Raw genomic sequence first — 15,674 nt, 5'->3', positions numbered from 1 at the left:
TCAACGAAAGACACTCACGTGAAGATTGCACGGTTCAGCACAGAGGGCGGCGACCCGCGGTTCGGCATCGTCGACGGCACCGAGCTGGTGGTTCTGGCGGGCGACCCGATGTTCCAGGGCTTCGAGACGACCGAAGAGCGGGTGTCGCTCGGGGCAGTGAAGCTGCTTGCCCCGGTCATTCCGCGCTCGAAAGTGGTGTGCATCGGCAAGAACTACACCGAGCACGCCCGCGAGATGGGCGGCGAAGCGCCCGATCACCCCATCATCTTTCTGAAGCCGAACACGAGCGTCATCGGGCCGGGCGACACCATCGTGCTGCCGCCCGACAGCAACCAGGTCGAGCACGAGGCTGAGCTCGCCATCGTCATCGGCAGCGTGGCGAAGAACGTGCGGCCCGAAGACTACGCCGATGTCGTGTTCGGCTACACGGTGGCGAACGACGTCACGGCTCGCGACATCCAGAAGCTCGACGGGCAGTGGACGAGGGCGAAGGGCTACGACACCTTCTGCCCCCTCGGCCCGATCATCGAGACCGAATTCGACTGGTCGGATGCCCGCATCGAGGCTCGCGTCGACGGCACCGTCACCCAGCTCGGCAACATCAAAGACATGATCTTCTCGATACCCGAAATCGCGGCCTTCGTGTCACGGGTCTTCACGCTCCTGCCCGGAGACGTGATTCTCACCGGTACGCCGGCGGGCGTGGGGCCATTCGTCTCGGGCCAGACGGTGGAGATCTCGGTCGACGGCATCGGCACGCTGAGCAACCTCGCGCGCTGAGCGCTGGCTCTGCGGGGTGAGCGGCGTGCGGCGAGGGTCGCCACGGCGGCAGCCTTGGAGCGGGGCGTCAGCCCTGAAGCACCGAGAGAACGTTTCCGGCGGGGTCGAGAAACCACGCGATGGTGGGGCCCATATTGCGCATGATGCCCTTCTCGTCGGTGGGCATGCTGGCGGCGTAGGGGTTGGTGTCGACGCCGCGCTGCCGCAGATCATCCACGGCCGCATCGACGTCGGGCACCGCAAAGTTCATGATCGTGAACGTGGCCGGCTCGTGGTCGGGCTTCGGATAGACGAGCACCTTCGCGCCGCTGCCGAGCTGCAGCTCGAGAAAGCCCATCTCGTTGTCGGTCACGGTCAGCCCGAGGGTTTCGCCGTAGAATTTTCGGGCGGCGTCGATGTCGTTCACCGAGAATCCGCTGAACGCGTTGGTGGGGTCGAACATGGCGCCTCCGAAGTCGAAATGGCTAAGTGTACAATGTTTACAATCACACGTTTCGGCGGTGGTGTCCAGTACCGGATGGCCGGCTGCAGGTGTGGGGGAGATGTCGATGAGCGCTGACGCGTCCCCGCCTGCCGTGCGAGCGACATACCGGCACGGAGACCTGCGCGAAGCCCTCGTGGCGGCCGGGCTGCAGATGGCGGAGGCCGGTGGACCCGCCGCCGTCGTGCTGCGGGAGGCGACCCGGCGCGCGGGTGTGACGCCCAACGCGGCGTATCGGCACTTCGCTGACCGTGACGCGCTGCTGCGGGCCGTGGCCGATGCGGCGCAGGGGCTCGCGGCCGACCGTATGGAGCAGGCCGTGGCGGCGGCGGCGCGCGTGGCCGGCCCCGCCGCCGACGTGGTGGCCGGCCCGACCATCGGCCTCGCCAAAGACCCGGCCGCCGACACCGCCTTCGACCCGGCCGCGGGCCTCGCCGCCGACGCCCGCCGAATGCTGCGCGGCGTCGGAACCGGCTACATCGCCTTCGCCCGCGAACAGCCCGGACTCTTCCGCACGGCATTCAGCGTGCCCGACCACCTCGCGAACAGCGCCGACCCCGTGAAGGCCGGAGCGCTGGGGCGTACACCGTTCCAGATTCTGGGCGCCGCCCTCGACGCATGGGCCGCCGCCGGCATTCTCCCGCCCGAGCGCCGCGCCAACGCCGAACTCTACGCATGGTCAGCCGTGCACGGCCTCGGCATGCTTGTCATCGACGGCCCCCTCCGCGGCCTCAGCGCCGACATGGTCACCGCGGCCACCTCCCGCCTCCTCGACATGGTCGAACGCGGCCTGTAACCCAGGCGCACGCCGATTCGGCGGGCAACTGCAGCACCAGCGCGTACAATTGACGACAGTATGTCAACTACACAGCTCCCTCCTTTCTCGACTGCCACCGGCGCCGACGTTCGCGTTCGGTTCTGCCCGTCGCCCACCGGCACCCCGCACGTGGGCCTCATTCGCACGGCCTTGTTCAACTGGGCATATGCCAGGCACACCGGCGGCAAACTTGTCTTCCGCATCGAAGACACCGACGCGGCCCGTGACTCCGAAGAGAGCTACGAGCAGCTCATCGATGCGCTCACCTGGCTGCGCATCGACTGGGACGAGGGCGTCAACGTGGGCGGCCCGCACGCCCCCTACCGGCAGTCTCAGCGCGGCGACATCTACCTCGAGATCATCGAGAAGCTGAAGGCGAGCGGCCACCTCTACGAGAGCTTCTCGACTGCCGAGGAGATCGACGCGCGCAACGAGGCCAACGGCCGCGCCAAGCAGCTCGGCTACGACAACTTCGACCGCGGCCTCACCGACGCCGACCGCGAGCGTTACCGCAGCGAAGGCCGGCTGCCGGCCCTCCGCCTCCGCGTACCCGACTCCGAGCTGAGCTTCGATGACCTCGTGCGCGGGCCCATCACCTTCCCCGCCGGCTCGTTCGTCGACTTCGTGGTGGTTCGCCCCAATGGGGCACCGCTCTACACCTTCGTGAATCCGGTCGACGATGCGCTCATGGGTATCACGCACGTGTTGCGCGGCGAAGACCTGCTGAGCTCGACCCCGCGGCAGATCGCCCTGTACGACGCGCTCGTCGACATCGGGGTCACCACGTTCATCCCGCGCTTCGGGCACATGCCCTACGTGATGGGTGAGGGCAACAAGAAGCTGTCGAAGCGCGACCCCGAGTCGAACCTCTTTCACCACCGAGACCGCGGCTTCATTCCCGAGGGGCTCGTGAACTACCTGGCCCTGCTCGGCTGGTCGCTCACCCACGACCGCGACGTGTTCTCGATCGACGAGTTGGTGGCGGCGTTCGACATCGTCGACGTGAACCCGAACCCGGCCCGCTTCGACCTGAAGAAGGCCGAGTCGATCAACGGCGACCACATCAGGCTGCTGGCGGTTGACGACTTCGCGGCGCGGGTTGTTCCGTATCTGGTCGACGCGGGCATCCTGAGCCTGCCGGTACCGGATGCCCAGCTCGCCACCCTCAGAGAAGCCGCCCCGCTCGTGCAGGAGCGCATGGCGCTGCTCGGCGAGGCCCCCGCCATGCTCGGGTTTCTGTTTCAGCAGGCGCATGCGATCGACTACCAACCGGATGCCCTGGCCAGCCTGCCCGAGAACACCGGCGTCATCCTGGCTGCTGCGGTCGGCGCCCTCGAGCTCATCGAGGAGACGAACTTCACCCACGACCGCATCAAAGACGACCTCGCCGCCGCGCTGATCGGCGGGCTCGGGCTGAAGCCGCGTATCGCATACGGCCCGCTGCGGGTCGCGCTCAGCGGGCGCAAGATCTCGCCGCCGCTGTTCGAGTCGATGCAGATTCTGGGCAAACCCGAGACCGTGGCGCGCCTGGTGCGGCTCGCCGAGCACCGCGCCGAGCCCGGCTCCGGTTCTGGTTCCGCCTCCGCCTCCGGCTCGGAGGTGTAACCGTGGGAGCACCCCTCGCGGCGCCGCACACGCCGCGCACGGTGATCATCCGCTCGACGGCAGGCGGAGGCCCGGGCATCCAGAACCCCGGTGCCGCTGCCGACCCCTCGACCGCGCCTCAGGGTGTACAGCCTCCTGACCCTGACGAGATCTTCGACGTCATCATCATCGGCGCGGGCCCCGCGGGCCTCAGCGCAGGCCTCAACCTCGTGCGCGCCCGGCGGCGGGTGCTGATGCTCGACAGCAATCGCCCGCGGCACTCGGCCACGCTGCTCTCGCACGGCTTTCTCACCCGCGACGGCGTCGCTCCGCTTGACCTCCGCCGGCTCGGCCGCGAAGAGTTCATGAGCTACCCCGAGGCCAGTTTTCACCAAGGCATGGTGGCGAGCATCCGGCGCATCGACGAGCCGAGCGGCGAACTGTTCGTGGTTGAGGCGAAGGGCATCCGGGGCAGCGGCGACCGCACAGCGACCGCGCGCACGGTTCTCATCGCAACAGGCCTGCTCGAAACCCTGCCGAAACTGCCCAGCATGCGCGCCTACTACGGCACCAGCCTGCACAGTTGTACCGAATGCGACGGCTACGAGAAGTCGGATGCCCCCCTCGCCCTCATCGGCGAGACCGACGACCTCGCCGAGCGCGCGCTGCTGCTCTCACAGTGGTCGAACGACCTGATCGTGTTCACGAACGGCATCGGTCACATCACCGAGGCCGACGAACAGGCTCTGGATGCCCGCGGAATCGGCGTCGAACGCAGGCCCCTCGCCGACATCGAAGGTGACCGCACCGGCATGACCGGTGTCTCACTGGCCGACGGAACCGTCATTCTGCGAAGCGGCGGCTTCGTGCGCCCGGTGTGGACAACGGCTCTCGACTACCACGCCCTGCTCGGCCTCGAAATCGACGCCGAAACCCTCATCGTCACCGACCTGCACGGTCGTACCTCGGTGGCTGGGGTCTTCGCGGCGGGGGATTCCACCCCTCCGGGCGCCCAACAGCTCATCGTCGCAGCCGGAGAAGGCGCAAAAGTCGCCGCCGCCGTCAACCGTCACCTCATCGGAATTCTGTAGCGCGCCGGGGCCCGCCGCGCCATACTGGGTGCCGGGGGATTTCGTGAACCTGAGGAGACCATCATGACCAGCACACTCAACCCCTACATCAGCTTCAGTGACACCGCTCGCGAGGCCCTCGACTTCTACCAGAGCGTCTTCGGCGGCGACATCGTGCGCAGCACCTTCGGCGACATGAACCCCAACGAAGACCCGGCTGACGCCGACAAGATCATGCACTCGCAGCTCACCACGCCCTCAGGTTTCACACTCATGGCCTCAGACACTCCCGCGACAATGCAGTACACCCCCGGCAACAACATCTCCGTTTCGCTCAGTGGTTTCGCCCCCGACAGCGCCGAGCTGACCGGCTTCTGGCATGCCCTCACCGAGGGCGCCACCATCACCGCGCCGCTGAACGTCGCGCCCTGGGGCGACACCTTCGGCATGCTGATCGACCGTTTCGGCATCAACTGGCTCGTGAACATCTCGGCCGCGCCCGCTGCCCCTGCTGCCCCTGCCGCTGCCTGAACCTCACTGAACGGGCGGCCGCACCTGTTCGGCCCGACGTCTCACGGAGGTAGGAACGCGAAAAAAGCCCCCCGCGAAGCGGAGGGCTTTTTGAGCTGGGGTACCTGGACTCGAACCAAGAACAAAAGACTAAAGATATCAGCGGTTTAGTTCGGCCAGGCTCGGTTCAATGAGCGCCTGATCAGCAACTTTGGTTTGTCCACTCCGAATAACACCGAAGGCGGCCGCCTCTCGCCGCCCTGTGTAGATAGCGCGTGAATAAAGACTAAGGCTAATATTTAGAGTCTTACGCCCCGGGGTCGGCGGCGGCATTACTCACAGAGGAATGACCATGCCATCGATCCCCAATCGTGCCGCGACCCTGTTGTCCATGGACGACCAACTCGCAACTGTCGCCTCCGTCATCTCCAGCTCTTGGCAGCTGGAGGCGGACGTTGATCTTGTGGTCGAACGTCTCGTGTATCTGTCGAGTGGTGGATTGGTTCGTGTCGAACGCGCGGAAGTCGCGAAAGCCATCGCCCTGAGCGCGATTGCGATTTTCATCGAGGACGTTCGACACTCGAGTCCAACGGGCGAATTGAACTGGTTTCGCTTGGCCCAAATATTGGGCACGTCCCCTCGCGAAGCGCGCGCGTTCTTTAGCAGAGCTAAATCCTGATCGTCCTGGATTCAACTTCGTCTAACGCGATCATTTAGATGATTTTTCGACCGACGAAAACGAACTCGGATCCCCACATCAATGTCCAAACTTGGGAGCCGTCGATTGTGCATGCTCTGATCCAACGACCTTTCTTGCCGCCGGAACGTTCAATCATCCAGCTGATTCTAGATGTTGATGGGGTGATAAACCAGCTACCAAATACGACAAACCGAGTGAACGAAACTCTTTCTGCAGATCTCGTCGTTCTTCGCGAGAGCCGCGGAACCTTCCCAATCCATGTCGACCTCGAGGTAGTTCGTGCACTTGACGAGCTAGTCCAACGGCCTAATGTAGCCCTCGCATGGCTGACAACTTGGGGCCGCGATGTCGACCTTTTTATAGAAGGTCCGCTGCGGGGCCTACTTTCGGGTGGCTACGTCATCGAAAGAACGCATCCCTACGCATCCGATTGGAAGCTACGCGCGCTTATTGAGCATCAAGTCGAACTGGGACGCCCCGCGTACGTCTGGGTAGATGATGTGGCCATCGGAGAAGCGCGACTCCTGAGGCCGGACTTCATTCGTGGGCCGGTACCTGCGGGTGGCCGTCTACTCATTGAGACAAACCCGACAGTAGGTCTCACGCTCGATCAAGTGGACGAGATACGCCGGTTCATCGATGGAAAGAGCTAGCCGTGGCGACAGTGAACAAGTTCGTCTATTTCATCGACTCCCAGATTCACGTCGTCGAGGCGATTGCCAAGCAGGACGGGATCAGATTCCGCGACGTGGTCTCCACCGCCATCGATGACTACCTGGCCAAGGCGCAGCCCGCCCTAACTACCGAGGATGAATTACGACATGGCTGAAGTAGATCTCACAACTGCTGGCGGCGAGGCGAAGGTTCTCATTGCCGGGGATTGGCATGGATCACGCGACTGGCTGCGCTCCGTCTTCCTATCTGCGATTGAAAACGACACAACAGGTATCAGGACGATCCTCCATCTAGGTGATTTCGGCATTTGGGGAGAACGTGACCGAGGGTTCCTCGAAGCTGCCGACTACTTGTGCGAAAAGATCGGTATCGAGCGAATCTTGGTGACGCCAGGCAACCACGAGGACTGGAGGATCCTCGACGCCGGTTTCGAAACCCTTCCGGAGGCGCCGGTTCCGCTCAGTGCGTCCGTGCTCGCGCTTCCGCGCGGATTTAGGTTCACCTTGGGCGGGAGGTCTTTCATGTCTTTCGGAGGCGCAGCGAGCATTGACTACCAGCAGCGCCTTGAGGGCTTCGACTGGTTCAAGTCCGAAATGGCAACAGAGGCAGAAGCCGAAGCCGCGGCAGCCAGCGGGGACGTAGATGTTCTACTGCTTCACGAAGCGATCAACGGCGGGACCGGGGCGGTGGAGGAGGTAATTGTAAGAAACCCCATGGGCTGGCCTGCCGAGGCGCTTGCCTATTCCGCGGAGTCCAGAGCGCAGGTAACCAGGGTCTGGGAGGGAACCCGTCCGAAGCTGACTTTTCACGGTCACATGCACAACCCCGATGAGGTCACTCTTCCCAGCGGTCAGCGTGTGCGCTCCCTCGGGTGTGATAACCAGGCCGGGAATATTGGAGAACTGAACCTGCAGGATCTCAGCTGGCGAGAATTGCAGGTTACCTTCGTCAGCGCGCGGCCGCGGCGCACGCTCAACGTGGAGAAGCTCTACCTAGATCGACCGGGGTCTGAGTCGGAGGAGAGCAACTGATGGATGCCCCCGAACAAGAAAAAGTTGGGATCGTCCGCGACTGGAACGGGAACCACTACCAAGCCGAGCGCGATATTAGTTTGGCGGCGCTTCTCGGCATCACTCGCATATTTCACTTCGGAAGCTACGGCTTCGGGCCCGGTGAACGCGGCGAAATCGACCAGTGGGGACGCAACTGGTACCTCGAGGACGTGGACGGCCAATGCCACCGACACGGAGTCGACATTTTCATTACCCCGGGGGAACACGACATCCTGTCCCTACCCGCTTACGCGGAGAGCGACCGACTGCCGCTACAGCCTCACGGAACCAGGCACCAGTTGATCGCCCCTACGGACGCCGTTACCAGGTTTGCAGAGGAGCTCGCGCGACCGAGATCCGATCGACTCGAAGTGGTGTGGGTGAAGAACCGTTGACAAGGTCAGTAAGCCGGAAGCAGTTCGTCCGGAATGCACTGCGTTACACGTTCGAAGTGTTCGAGCGACACGAACCGATTCTCATTACCGATCATGGGAAGCCGTTCGCCGTCATCCAGCCTGTCGAGACACATTTCCCTGTCACGATCACGCTAGAGCAACTCGCGCGGCTCAGGGTGCTCTACGGTGAGGCGCTCACGCCACCGGAGCTCGTCGCAAGTGCCGTTACTACGCTCATCGAGGCGAGCGAGCGAGATGACCTCGCTGATTACATCCAAGGGAAGAATGCCCTCGAGTCATTCCGCGAGACCGGTGAACCTGCAATTGGAATAGCGGACGTGGACTGGCCAAAGTGAGCTGGAAGCAATGCTCGACGCAGCTTCTCATGAGTGCTTCGATTTCGCGCTTACAGTTCTCGCGAAGCGCGAGAGACGCGCTCCGATAACCCGGGACGAATGATGAATGCCACGAGCAATCCGAAGAAAGCTACCGAGCTAGCCGAAAGCCCCTCAGCTATAGCGCTCGATCAGAGGGCCCCGTTGTTTGAAGGTAAGACGCCCGACGAGCGGGAGCAACTAATACGAAGGCTCGCGGCCGGGCACGAGTTCGTCCTCATAGGCCAAGTCAGAACATCTGTAATTGACCGGTTACTGATCAAAGGCAATTGGTTGCGGGCGGCCCGTGCCAAACTGGAGCCGGGGAATGGGGACACCGATGTCTAAGCGAGTCGATGAAAATGAGCTGTGGGGTTCGGCTGATCCGGTCGAAATCAAGAATGCGTTTGACGCCATCGACTTGGTGCAGCGCCTGAATGACTTTCGCCGCGACGTCGTGGTTGTAGTCGTGACTCCCACGTCTGACGGCCGACTTCTATTCGATCCTAAAGCGATCGCCGACGAAATCGGAAACAAGGGTGAGGTTGCCGTAATCCGTGACCCGGATCTCACCTTCAAACTCACTGAGGCGTTCACCCAGGAATTCAGCGTCTTCAACGGAGGTGCCCGCATCTATCCCCGCGGTATCACCTGGACCAAACAGAGAGAACTGGCGCCGCTGTTCCTTGCCCCGGATGTCGAGAGCGCCCGACGTAAGCAGCCACGACTAATCGAGGAAGCTCTCAAGCTCGCTTACAGGTCGCCGCGTGAGGTGGTCGAATCATCCGTAGCCGCTCAAAGGACACCAGCGCGCGTCATTGCTGCAAGCGCATCGAAAGCCGTTGTGGCTACACCGCTAGAGGTGCAGCCGGCCCTCGTGAATACACCGCTAGAGGTGCAGCCGGCCCTCGTGAATCCCGAGCGAGAGGCGTCACCGGACATCACAACTGAGGCAACTGCACCCGCGCTTCTCGAAGAGGTTCTTTCGGAGCGAGATCGAACCATCGACTCTCGCGACGCCACGATTACGCAACTGAACGAGCGGATCCGCTTGGAACAGGATCGAACCGAGCGCGTGGCCGAAATGCTACTAGCTTCGCAGGGCAAGTTCAGCTCGTCACTTCAGTACTGGCAGCGTAGTGACGCTGACCTGCGCGAATTGAAGATCGAGAACGCGAACCTCAAACAGAAGATTGCTGAACAGACAACGGCTCATCGAGCGCATCTGAACAGTCGGAGAAGGCCAGTCACTACCGAGAAGGTGGCCAACCCGCTGAGCCCCGAGCTGTTCTCATCGAGCGACGAAGCCGTACGACACGCCATATATGAAGCTTGGGTCGAGCGTGTACCCGCGGCCGAGAAGGGTCAGAAGGAGCTCCCCTCCTATGAGATCGGGCCCGATTTCTTCAAATCGGTCGAAGGGTTCGACCGGTCTTCACAGATGAAAGCGTTCAGGTGCGTAGTCGACGTCCTGATCGGAACAACTGAAGCTTTAGCAGCGAGAAACGTGCACGCGCTCCGACTGAACAGCGCCTCGCTCACAGTCACCCGAGAAGACGGCGCACTCTGTTACCGCGCTTACTTAGAGGAGAACACTCCGAGTGCTCGACGGCTTCACTACTGGAAGCTCGACGGTGTCGGAATCGAGCTTTCTCGTGTGGTGGTGCACGACGATTACGCTGCCTGAGCATCCACTCCTCTGAGCAATATCTCATTGCGATTCAGAGGGCCATCCCTGTGTGTGAACCAAAGTCGCGTGAGTGCTTACCGGTGAACCTTGTCGGTTGATGCAGAGGGAAGATGATGTCCAATGTGGCCGATATAGATCCTCTTGTCCGTGGTGACCTGGTCGCAATAATGGATTCGCAATTTCTGTTGGGATGACCAGCTGTACGGCTTAAAGTGAGCCCACATATAGACGTGACCGGAGGTGTCCACTGTTGTGGGAATAGGGAGGAGACGATAATCCGCCAGACGCTTGTCCTGCCTGGTGCCACTCGTTTCGTCCTGAGCATGCTTATTGGGTGGTACATGGAAAGCTTTCGATGGTCCACTTTCACAGAACGAATGAACATTCGTGTCCCAAGATTCATTGAGCCGAGCGGCGCGATATGAGGCCAGAGTTCCCAGCGAATCCCAGGCGGCCCGCAGTCCGGCTCCATCCATGTCGATGCTCATGACGTCTCTTACCCTGCGCTGGTTGCCAGTAAATATCAGGCCGTGTTCCACGAGTCGCGGATCCGCAATGAGAGCGTCCCATCCTGGAGGGCATTCGCCCAGTGGGTTGGGTGGTCCACCGTCATCAACCCAACCGTAGGCGGTTGCCGGATCATTTTCTGCAACCTTTGAACGCAGGAAGGCAGCTTCTCTCGTTAGCGCTGCGTAGTAGACCTCCAGGCGCCCGTGCTCTGTGCTCAGTTCGCCATGATTTACCTGCTCGACTAGAAGATCGTCTTCCAGCTCATTGACCTTGTTTCGCAGGTCATCGTTATCACTGAGCAATTGAGCGATGGCGCCACTGTCTGGCTGTGCCTGAGTAGCAGCGTCGAGCAGTTCCAACAGAGCGGGTTCCTCGAGGTCCGACAAAGAAAGAAACTCTTGAACATGCTCAAGCTGACTTTCGGCCCGCATGCGCGCCTGATCGCTCGCTGCAAGTTGCTCTTGCAAGAAGACAACCCGGGCGTCAAGGCGATCAGGTACGTCTGGCCGGCTGGGAACCGCGATGAAGTCACTTGCAAGCTCTTCTAATTGATCTGACAGTATCGATTTCTGCAGATTCCGGGCGGCCTGGCGCGCTGCAACGCGTGCTTGCAAGGTGACGGAGGTGGGGCTGACCGCGGAACGAAGTTGTTGAGCTGCGAACCTGTCGAAAGCACGCGACCATTCCCTGACAGGCGGAGGAAGCGGAACCGGATGGGTAACTTGGTATTGGCGAACGAAAGCTTCAATAACGCGTGCGATCTTATGGTCGTCGCCAGTCAGTGCGCGGGGCGTCAACCACCGTGAAGTTTGTTCCACCGCCGGGTCGGCGAGGTCTGCGCCCGGTGGGTAAGTCCGAAGTGTTGCTGGCTGTACTGCTCGCCGACCATGCCTGTGTGAGAACTCGTCGGCAGATTGCGGGTCCAGAGAGACAACGTGGGCGATTCCCGCGCTGTGGCGAGTCCACCGGTTCACAGCCTCAAGCCACCGATCAAAGTCCACCCCGTCTATCGGCGCGGCAACGATCACAGGGAACCTGCGGTCAGAATTGTTGATTAGCTCCTCGAGTTCATCGAGTTGACTAAGCGCGATGTGTTGAGCGTTGGTGCGTAAGGGCCCGATATCGGTAAAATCGACGACGCTCAAAATTGCGTCTGCTACGGCAGGCTTGGCTGTTCTTCGAGATCGATCTGATGAGCTTGCCTGTACCAGCAGCCACCCACCGCTGGGGCCATCGACAGCTAAGACGGTGACAATGAAAGTGGTGCCGTTATTTGTATTCCAAGCTCGCAGCCGCACGCCAACATCGCGCCCAGCCTGTCGGTGCAGCACCTGTACACGTCTGCTGCGGTCGCCATTTGCGACTTCGCCATCTTGCGACAGATCAACGTCTAGTCCAAGCCGCTCCCGGACCCAAACAGCAGCCTGGCCCAGTGCTTGGTCAAGCCAACCGCTGGATGCATCCGTGGTCCAAAATGCTTGGTAATCCAAGCCTGAAGCAACCCGAACCTCTTCGCTTTCGAACTCTGCAGACTTCTCCTGTAGAACATCGACCATTCCGCCCTGCGCCTTCCCCCGTATGAGGCAAGGTTAGCGCTTCCTAGGACAACAAGCTCAAGCCGGCGGAACTCGTAGAGCGTTCCGCCACGATGATCGCGGAGCGCACCTATGGGTAGCCGCGACCAGGAAGACCTCGCTGACTACCTAACACAAAGACTGACCCTATAGAGGTTCGTCGAGAAGGCGCTGAAGAATAGGTAGAGCGCACCAGAGCCGACGCCGATGCGTTTGCCGAGGTTGTACCCCCAGTGCCGGTCGTGCGGCTGTTCAGGCAGTTCAACTGCAACATCGATCATTAGGAGAACACGATCCTTGTGCAACTCGCTGAAGGCCTCAACTTCGACTCAAGGACGCCGACGGTAAGGTCGGCACGACCCTCAATCTGACGCGCGAAGGCTCGTTTCGGGAACAAGCCAAGAACTTCGATTTCATGCTCGCGTCCGCCGCCGGGAACGCGCTGGTCATCGGCGGCGTCACTCACGAACGTCATGATGGTGATCCGAAAATGGAAGCCGAATTGCAAAGCGTCCGCGCTGAGCTCGCCCGCCTGATCGAATTGTTTGATGAGTTCGGCATCGACGACGACCTGACCTCGACTCTTGAGATTGACGACAAAACGAAACGAATGCTCCTCGCTCTACATGAGGGAGTTCTTCAGGATCATCCAGTGCGAGGGACCTCGGATGGGACCGGACGATATGACATCGCGCTCGGCGTGTACAAAATCATGGTGATCGTCATGCCAGCCGAGGAAGAAGGCTATTGGCAGATCGTCGATCCATTCGATCCAACTAAACGTGACCGGTTCCGCATCTACCGACTCGACGAGAGCGGCTCACCAGAGCCGATGGAATGGGGAACAGTGTACGAGGCCATGACGTCGGAAGATATGGCTTCCGTTCTAAATCTGAGATTGCGCGGCATTGTGGCCGCCTACGTGGCGCTTGAGGATCGCTCCGCGGCGCTCAACAAGGCCAACCTGATGTTGCTCCAACTTCTCTCGGCCGCAGATTCGGCAAGTGAAGAGCACCACCGCGCCTATCTGCTCCAAGGATCCACCGACCTTTGCAAGTGGTTGTTGGGGGAGGATCCAGACTCGCTCATACATCGAATCAACTGGTGGCAGATTCAGCACCGTTTGGGGACGCTCAGCGACGCGGATCGACGCGACATTCGTGCAGCGCGGCGCTCTCTGAACAGGGATGACACGCAAGCCGGATTACTGGAAGCCTGCCTGCTGATACTGCTCAAGGACGTGAATGAGCTCGACCTCGTCATCTCAGAGCTCGGAGACGACAAGGTTGCCATGTTGCAGAGCTGGCCGGTGTGGGTCCTCGCGAACCCAGGTTCACGAATATGTGCAGATGTCCCCCTGTAACCAGCGAACATTCACCCGCAACAGACCACAATCAATTCGTCTGCTCCTGCTCCGGTTCTAACGTTGCGACTGCGCGCGAGCCTAAAGTAACGGCCCCCATCACCTAATCAACAAAAGGAGCACCTAAATCGAATACTCAACCAAAAAAGAAGGACTTGCCCCCCCTCCGATAAAGATTCTCGGCAAAGTGCATTATCTGCGAGACGATGCCGAGTCGCATATCCCTAGAGATATGCGACAGATCTCGATGCGACACAATGTGATCGAGTTTCGCGCAAAAAAGTGGCGCACAAATACGTCGCACAACTTCTCGTAAAATAGACGTATCTAAGAAGAGTTGTGCGACAGGTGACGAGAACCAGATGAGCAAGCTGATCGCCTACGCGCGAGTATCAACGAAAATGCAGCAGACAGACCGGCAAGAGGTCGACCTTCTAGCTGCCGGCGTTCGACGAGATGACCTCTACGTCGACCACGGCGTATCAGGGGCACTGGCAAGCCGGCCTCAGTTCGATCGTGCTCTCGACGCACTGCACCCCGGCGACACCCTCGTCGTCACGACGCTGGATCGTCTCGGTCGATCGACAGTGAACATGCTCGCACTGCCCGAGGATCTCCGAACCAGAGGCGCCGAGCTCCGAGTTCTCAATCTCGGCGGCCTCAACGTCGACACCAGCACGCCCATGGGTCAGATGGTATTCACGGTCATGGCTGCCCTGGCTCAGATGGAGCTGGATATCAAGAAGGAACGAGTTAACGATTCGATCACCAAACGGCGGGCCGCCGGAAAAGACCTCGGCGGACGCGAGCAGAGCTTCACCGATTCGCAGATCCAAAAGGCCTACAAGCTCATCGACAGTGGTGAGTCGGTTGCCTCGGTCGCCCGCGATATGAAGATGAGTCGCTCGACGCTCTACCGACGATTTGAGAAGCTCGGGCTCAACTCAGCAGTGTCGTGAAGTGACTTCGGGGGGCGGCTTGTGAAAAAGTGAAATATCCCACGCTAAGGCTCTTGCTCCGTCTCGGCGCTGTTGAAATCGAGATGGGTTTGACCTTGGAGCGTGCTTAGGGGCGGAATGGAATTCGGCTCGCGGTGACGGGGATGTTCGTGTGCCCGTGGGAGCGAAGGAGTTCACGGACGCCTGCACAGGCGTCTTTCGGATAGCGGGTTGGTCCGATGATCACTTCTATGATCGGCAGATTGCCCATTGGTTCGGGGCCGTCGCCGACTAGCTGTCCTGGGTCTTTCGGGAGTCCGAGTTCGACGTAGGGAATCATCCCGTATTTTCCTGGGCGGTGTTTGAGGTACATGAGGTCGACGTACATCGCAGCGTTGCACACGAGTCGCGTCTCGGTTTCGTCCTCGAACGCGGGGTCCTTGATTGCTGAGATCACGGTGGCCATGTCCAGCATTGCGTACAACTCGCCTTTCTTAGCTTGCCGGCCTTCGGCACTAGCGGCGGCGGCGGCCTCGATATCAAGGAGCACCTTCCAGGCCGCCAAGTATTGAGCGTCGGGTTTGTAGACAACGCGTGTCCATTCAAACTTCGGTGAACCGGAGTTTGCGTCGTCGCGCAGACGCTGCTTGCTCTCTTCGTCGAGGAGGCCCGAAGCAGCGATCTTTTCCTCGGTCATCGGCCGTTGACGCCGCATGTAAAGCGGTTTCGTACTATCAAGAGCCACGGCATACCCGACCTCGCCCGCGTAGTTCCGCCACATGGTGAGACGGTCCGGCTGCTCGGAAGCGCAAGCGACAAACGTTCTGTACGGGTCGATCTTCGAGGCGGTTCGAATCATGGCGTCGAAGTCTCCCCTAATCTGCTCCTCCACATCGTCGACGTGGGTTTTGCGCAGTTGCTTGAATATCTTCTTCCCGGTGCGCAGTTCGCGGAAGTCGTTCATGAGGGCCATGGCGCTGGCCCACAGCACGTTGTCGCCGACCATGCCCGCAAGTCCAGCCCCTGTCGTGTAGTGCCAGACGGTTCCCTCAGGCCATGGCGTCGCCGAGATTTGATCAGAGCTTGAGCTAAAAGACGGAATCTCGGGAAGCGACATGTCACCAAGGGTAGACGGGAGGCCGATGGATATAAGGGGGGGGG

17 protein-coding genes are annotated in these 15,674 nt (G+C 60.8%); 14 read left to right on the top strand and 3 right to left on the bottom strand.

Features of this window, described 5'->3' with window-relative positions; translation table 11 throughout:
- The first annotated feature begins 18 nt into the window (after positions 1-18).
- On the top strand, positions 19-780 hold the full coding sequence (locus tag D4765_RS15690; protein ID WP_136643265.1) for a fumarylacetoacetate hydrolase family protein: 762 nt from the start codon (positions 19-21) through the stop codon (positions 778-780).
- A gap of 67 nt (positions 781-847) precedes the next feature.
- Here the strand turns inward: D4765_RS15690 and D4765_RS15685 are convergent, their stop codons facing one another.
- Positions 848-1,222, bottom strand: coding sequence for a VOC family protein (locus D4765_RS15685; protein WP_136643264.1), 375 nt, complete (start codon positions 1,220-1,222; stop codon positions 848-850).
- A gap of 106 nt (positions 1,223-1,328) precedes the next feature.
- Here D4765_RS15685 and D4765_RS15680 point away from each other — a divergent pair, with 106 nt between their 5' ends.
- From D4765_RS15680 to D4765_RS15640, 11 genes are all read left to right on the top strand, one after another.
- Positions 1,329-2,057 carry a TetR/AcrR family transcriptional regulator gene (locus D4765_RS15680; RefSeq protein ID WP_136643263.1) on the top strand — a complete coding sequence of 243 codons (729 nt, stop codon included), beginning with the start codon at positions 1,329-1,331 and terminating at the stop codon, positions 2,055-2,057.
- Positions 2,058-2,117: 60 nt separating this feature from the next.
- Positions 2,118-3,683 (top strand): glutamate--tRNA ligase, encoded by a 1,566-nt coding sequence (gene gltX / locus D4765_RS15675; RefSeq protein WP_136643262.1) that lies wholly within the window; start codon positions 2,118-2,120, stop codon positions 3,681-3,683.
- 149 nt (positions 3,684-3,832) lie between these two features.
- The gene (locus tag D4765_RS15670; RefSeq protein WP_136643282.1) at positions 3,833-4,753 is read left to right on the top strand and encodes an NAD(P)/FAD-dependent oxidoreductase; all 921 of its coding nucleotides are present in this window, start codon (positions 3,833-3,835) and stop codon (positions 4,751-4,753) included.
- Between the two features lie 63 nt (positions 4,754-4,816).
- Positions 4,817-5,263, top strand: a complete 447-nt coding sequence (locus D4765_RS15665; protein ID WP_136643261.1) for a VOC family protein — start codon at positions 4,817-4,819, stop codon at positions 5,261-5,263.
- A 325-nt stretch (positions 5,264-5,588) separates the two neighbouring features.
- A complete protein-coding gene (locus D4765_RS15660; RefSeq protein WP_136643260.1) occupies positions 5,589-5,921 on the top strand; it encodes a hypothetical protein in 333 nt (110 codons plus the stop codon).
- A gap of 38 nt (positions 5,922-5,959) precedes the next feature.
- Entirely contained in the window at positions 5,960-6,595 is a 636-nt protein-coding gene (locus D4765_RS20200; RefSeq protein WP_420824541.1) for an HAD domain-containing protein, read from the top strand.
- Positions 6,596-6,597: 2 nt separating this feature from the next.
- Positions 6,598-6,771, top strand: a complete 174-nt coding sequence (locus tag D4765_RS19280) for a hypothetical protein (protein WP_161580469.1) — start codon at positions 6,598-6,600, stop codon at positions 6,769-6,771.
- The gene (locus D4765_RS15655; RefSeq protein WP_161580468.1) at positions 6,764-7,648 is read left to right on the top strand and encodes a metallophosphoesterase family protein; all 885 of its coding nucleotides are present in this window, start codon (positions 6,764-6,766) and stop codon (positions 7,646-7,648) included. The genes D4765_RS19280 and D4765_RS15655 overlap by 8 nt, the downstream gene beginning before the upstream one ends.
- Positions 7,648-8,064, top strand: coding sequence for a hypothetical protein (locus tag D4765_RS15650; RefSeq protein ID WP_136643258.1), 417 nt, complete (start codon positions 7,648-7,650; stop codon positions 8,062-8,064). Before D4765_RS15655 ends, D4765_RS15650 begins: the two co-directional genes overlap by 1 nt.
- Positions 8,065-8,120: 56 nt before the next feature.
- Positions 8,121-8,420 (top strand): type II toxin-antitoxin system Phd/YefM family antitoxin, encoded by a 300-nt coding sequence (locus D4765_RS15645; protein WP_136643257.1) that lies wholly within the window; start codon positions 8,121-8,123, stop codon positions 8,418-8,420.
- Positions 8,421-8,778: 358 nt separating this feature from the next.
- Positions 8,779-10,125, top strand: a complete 1,347-nt coding sequence (locus D4765_RS15640; protein ID WP_136643256.1) for a hypothetical protein — start codon at positions 8,779-8,781, stop codon at positions 10,123-10,125.
- Positions 10,126-10,202: 77 nt separating this feature from the next.
- Here the strand turns inward: D4765_RS15640 and D4765_RS15635 are convergent, their stop codons facing one another.
- The gene (locus D4765_RS15635; protein ID WP_136643255.1) at positions 10,203-12,194 is read right to left on the bottom strand and encodes a hypothetical protein; all 1,992 of its coding nucleotides are present in this window, start codon (positions 12,192-12,194) and stop codon (positions 10,203-10,205) included.
- A gap of 433 nt (positions 12,195-12,627) precedes the next feature.
- Between D4765_RS15635 and D4765_RS15630 the strand changes: the two genes are divergently transcribed.
- Both D4765_RS15630 and D4765_RS15625 read left to right on the top strand, forming a co-directional pair.
- Positions 12,628-13,575 (top strand): hypothetical protein, encoded by a 948-nt coding sequence (locus tag D4765_RS15630; protein WP_136643254.1) that lies wholly within the window; start codon positions 12,628-12,630, stop codon positions 13,573-13,575.
- Between the two features lie 362 nt (positions 13,576-13,937).
- Positions 13,938-14,534, top strand: a complete 597-nt coding sequence (locus tag D4765_RS15625; protein ID WP_136643253.1) for a recombinase family protein — start codon at positions 13,938-13,940, stop codon at positions 14,532-14,534.
- 106 nt (positions 14,535-14,640) lie between these two features.
- Here the strand turns inward: D4765_RS15625 and D4765_RS15620 are convergent.
- Positions 14,641-15,674, bottom strand: a 1,034-nt coding sequence (locus D4765_RS15620; protein WP_237280492.1) for a DUF2971 domain-containing protein, incomplete at its 5' end; no start/stop codon positions are given.

The organism is Subtercola vilae, from assembly GCF_004923255.1.
GTDB classification, from domain to species: domain Bacteria; phylum Actinomycetota; class Actinomycetes; order Actinomycetales; family Microbacteriaceae; genus Subtercola; species Subtercola vilae.
Note: the sequence above shows the minus strand (reverse complement) of the source record. Positions and strands in the feature narration are given on the sequence as shown.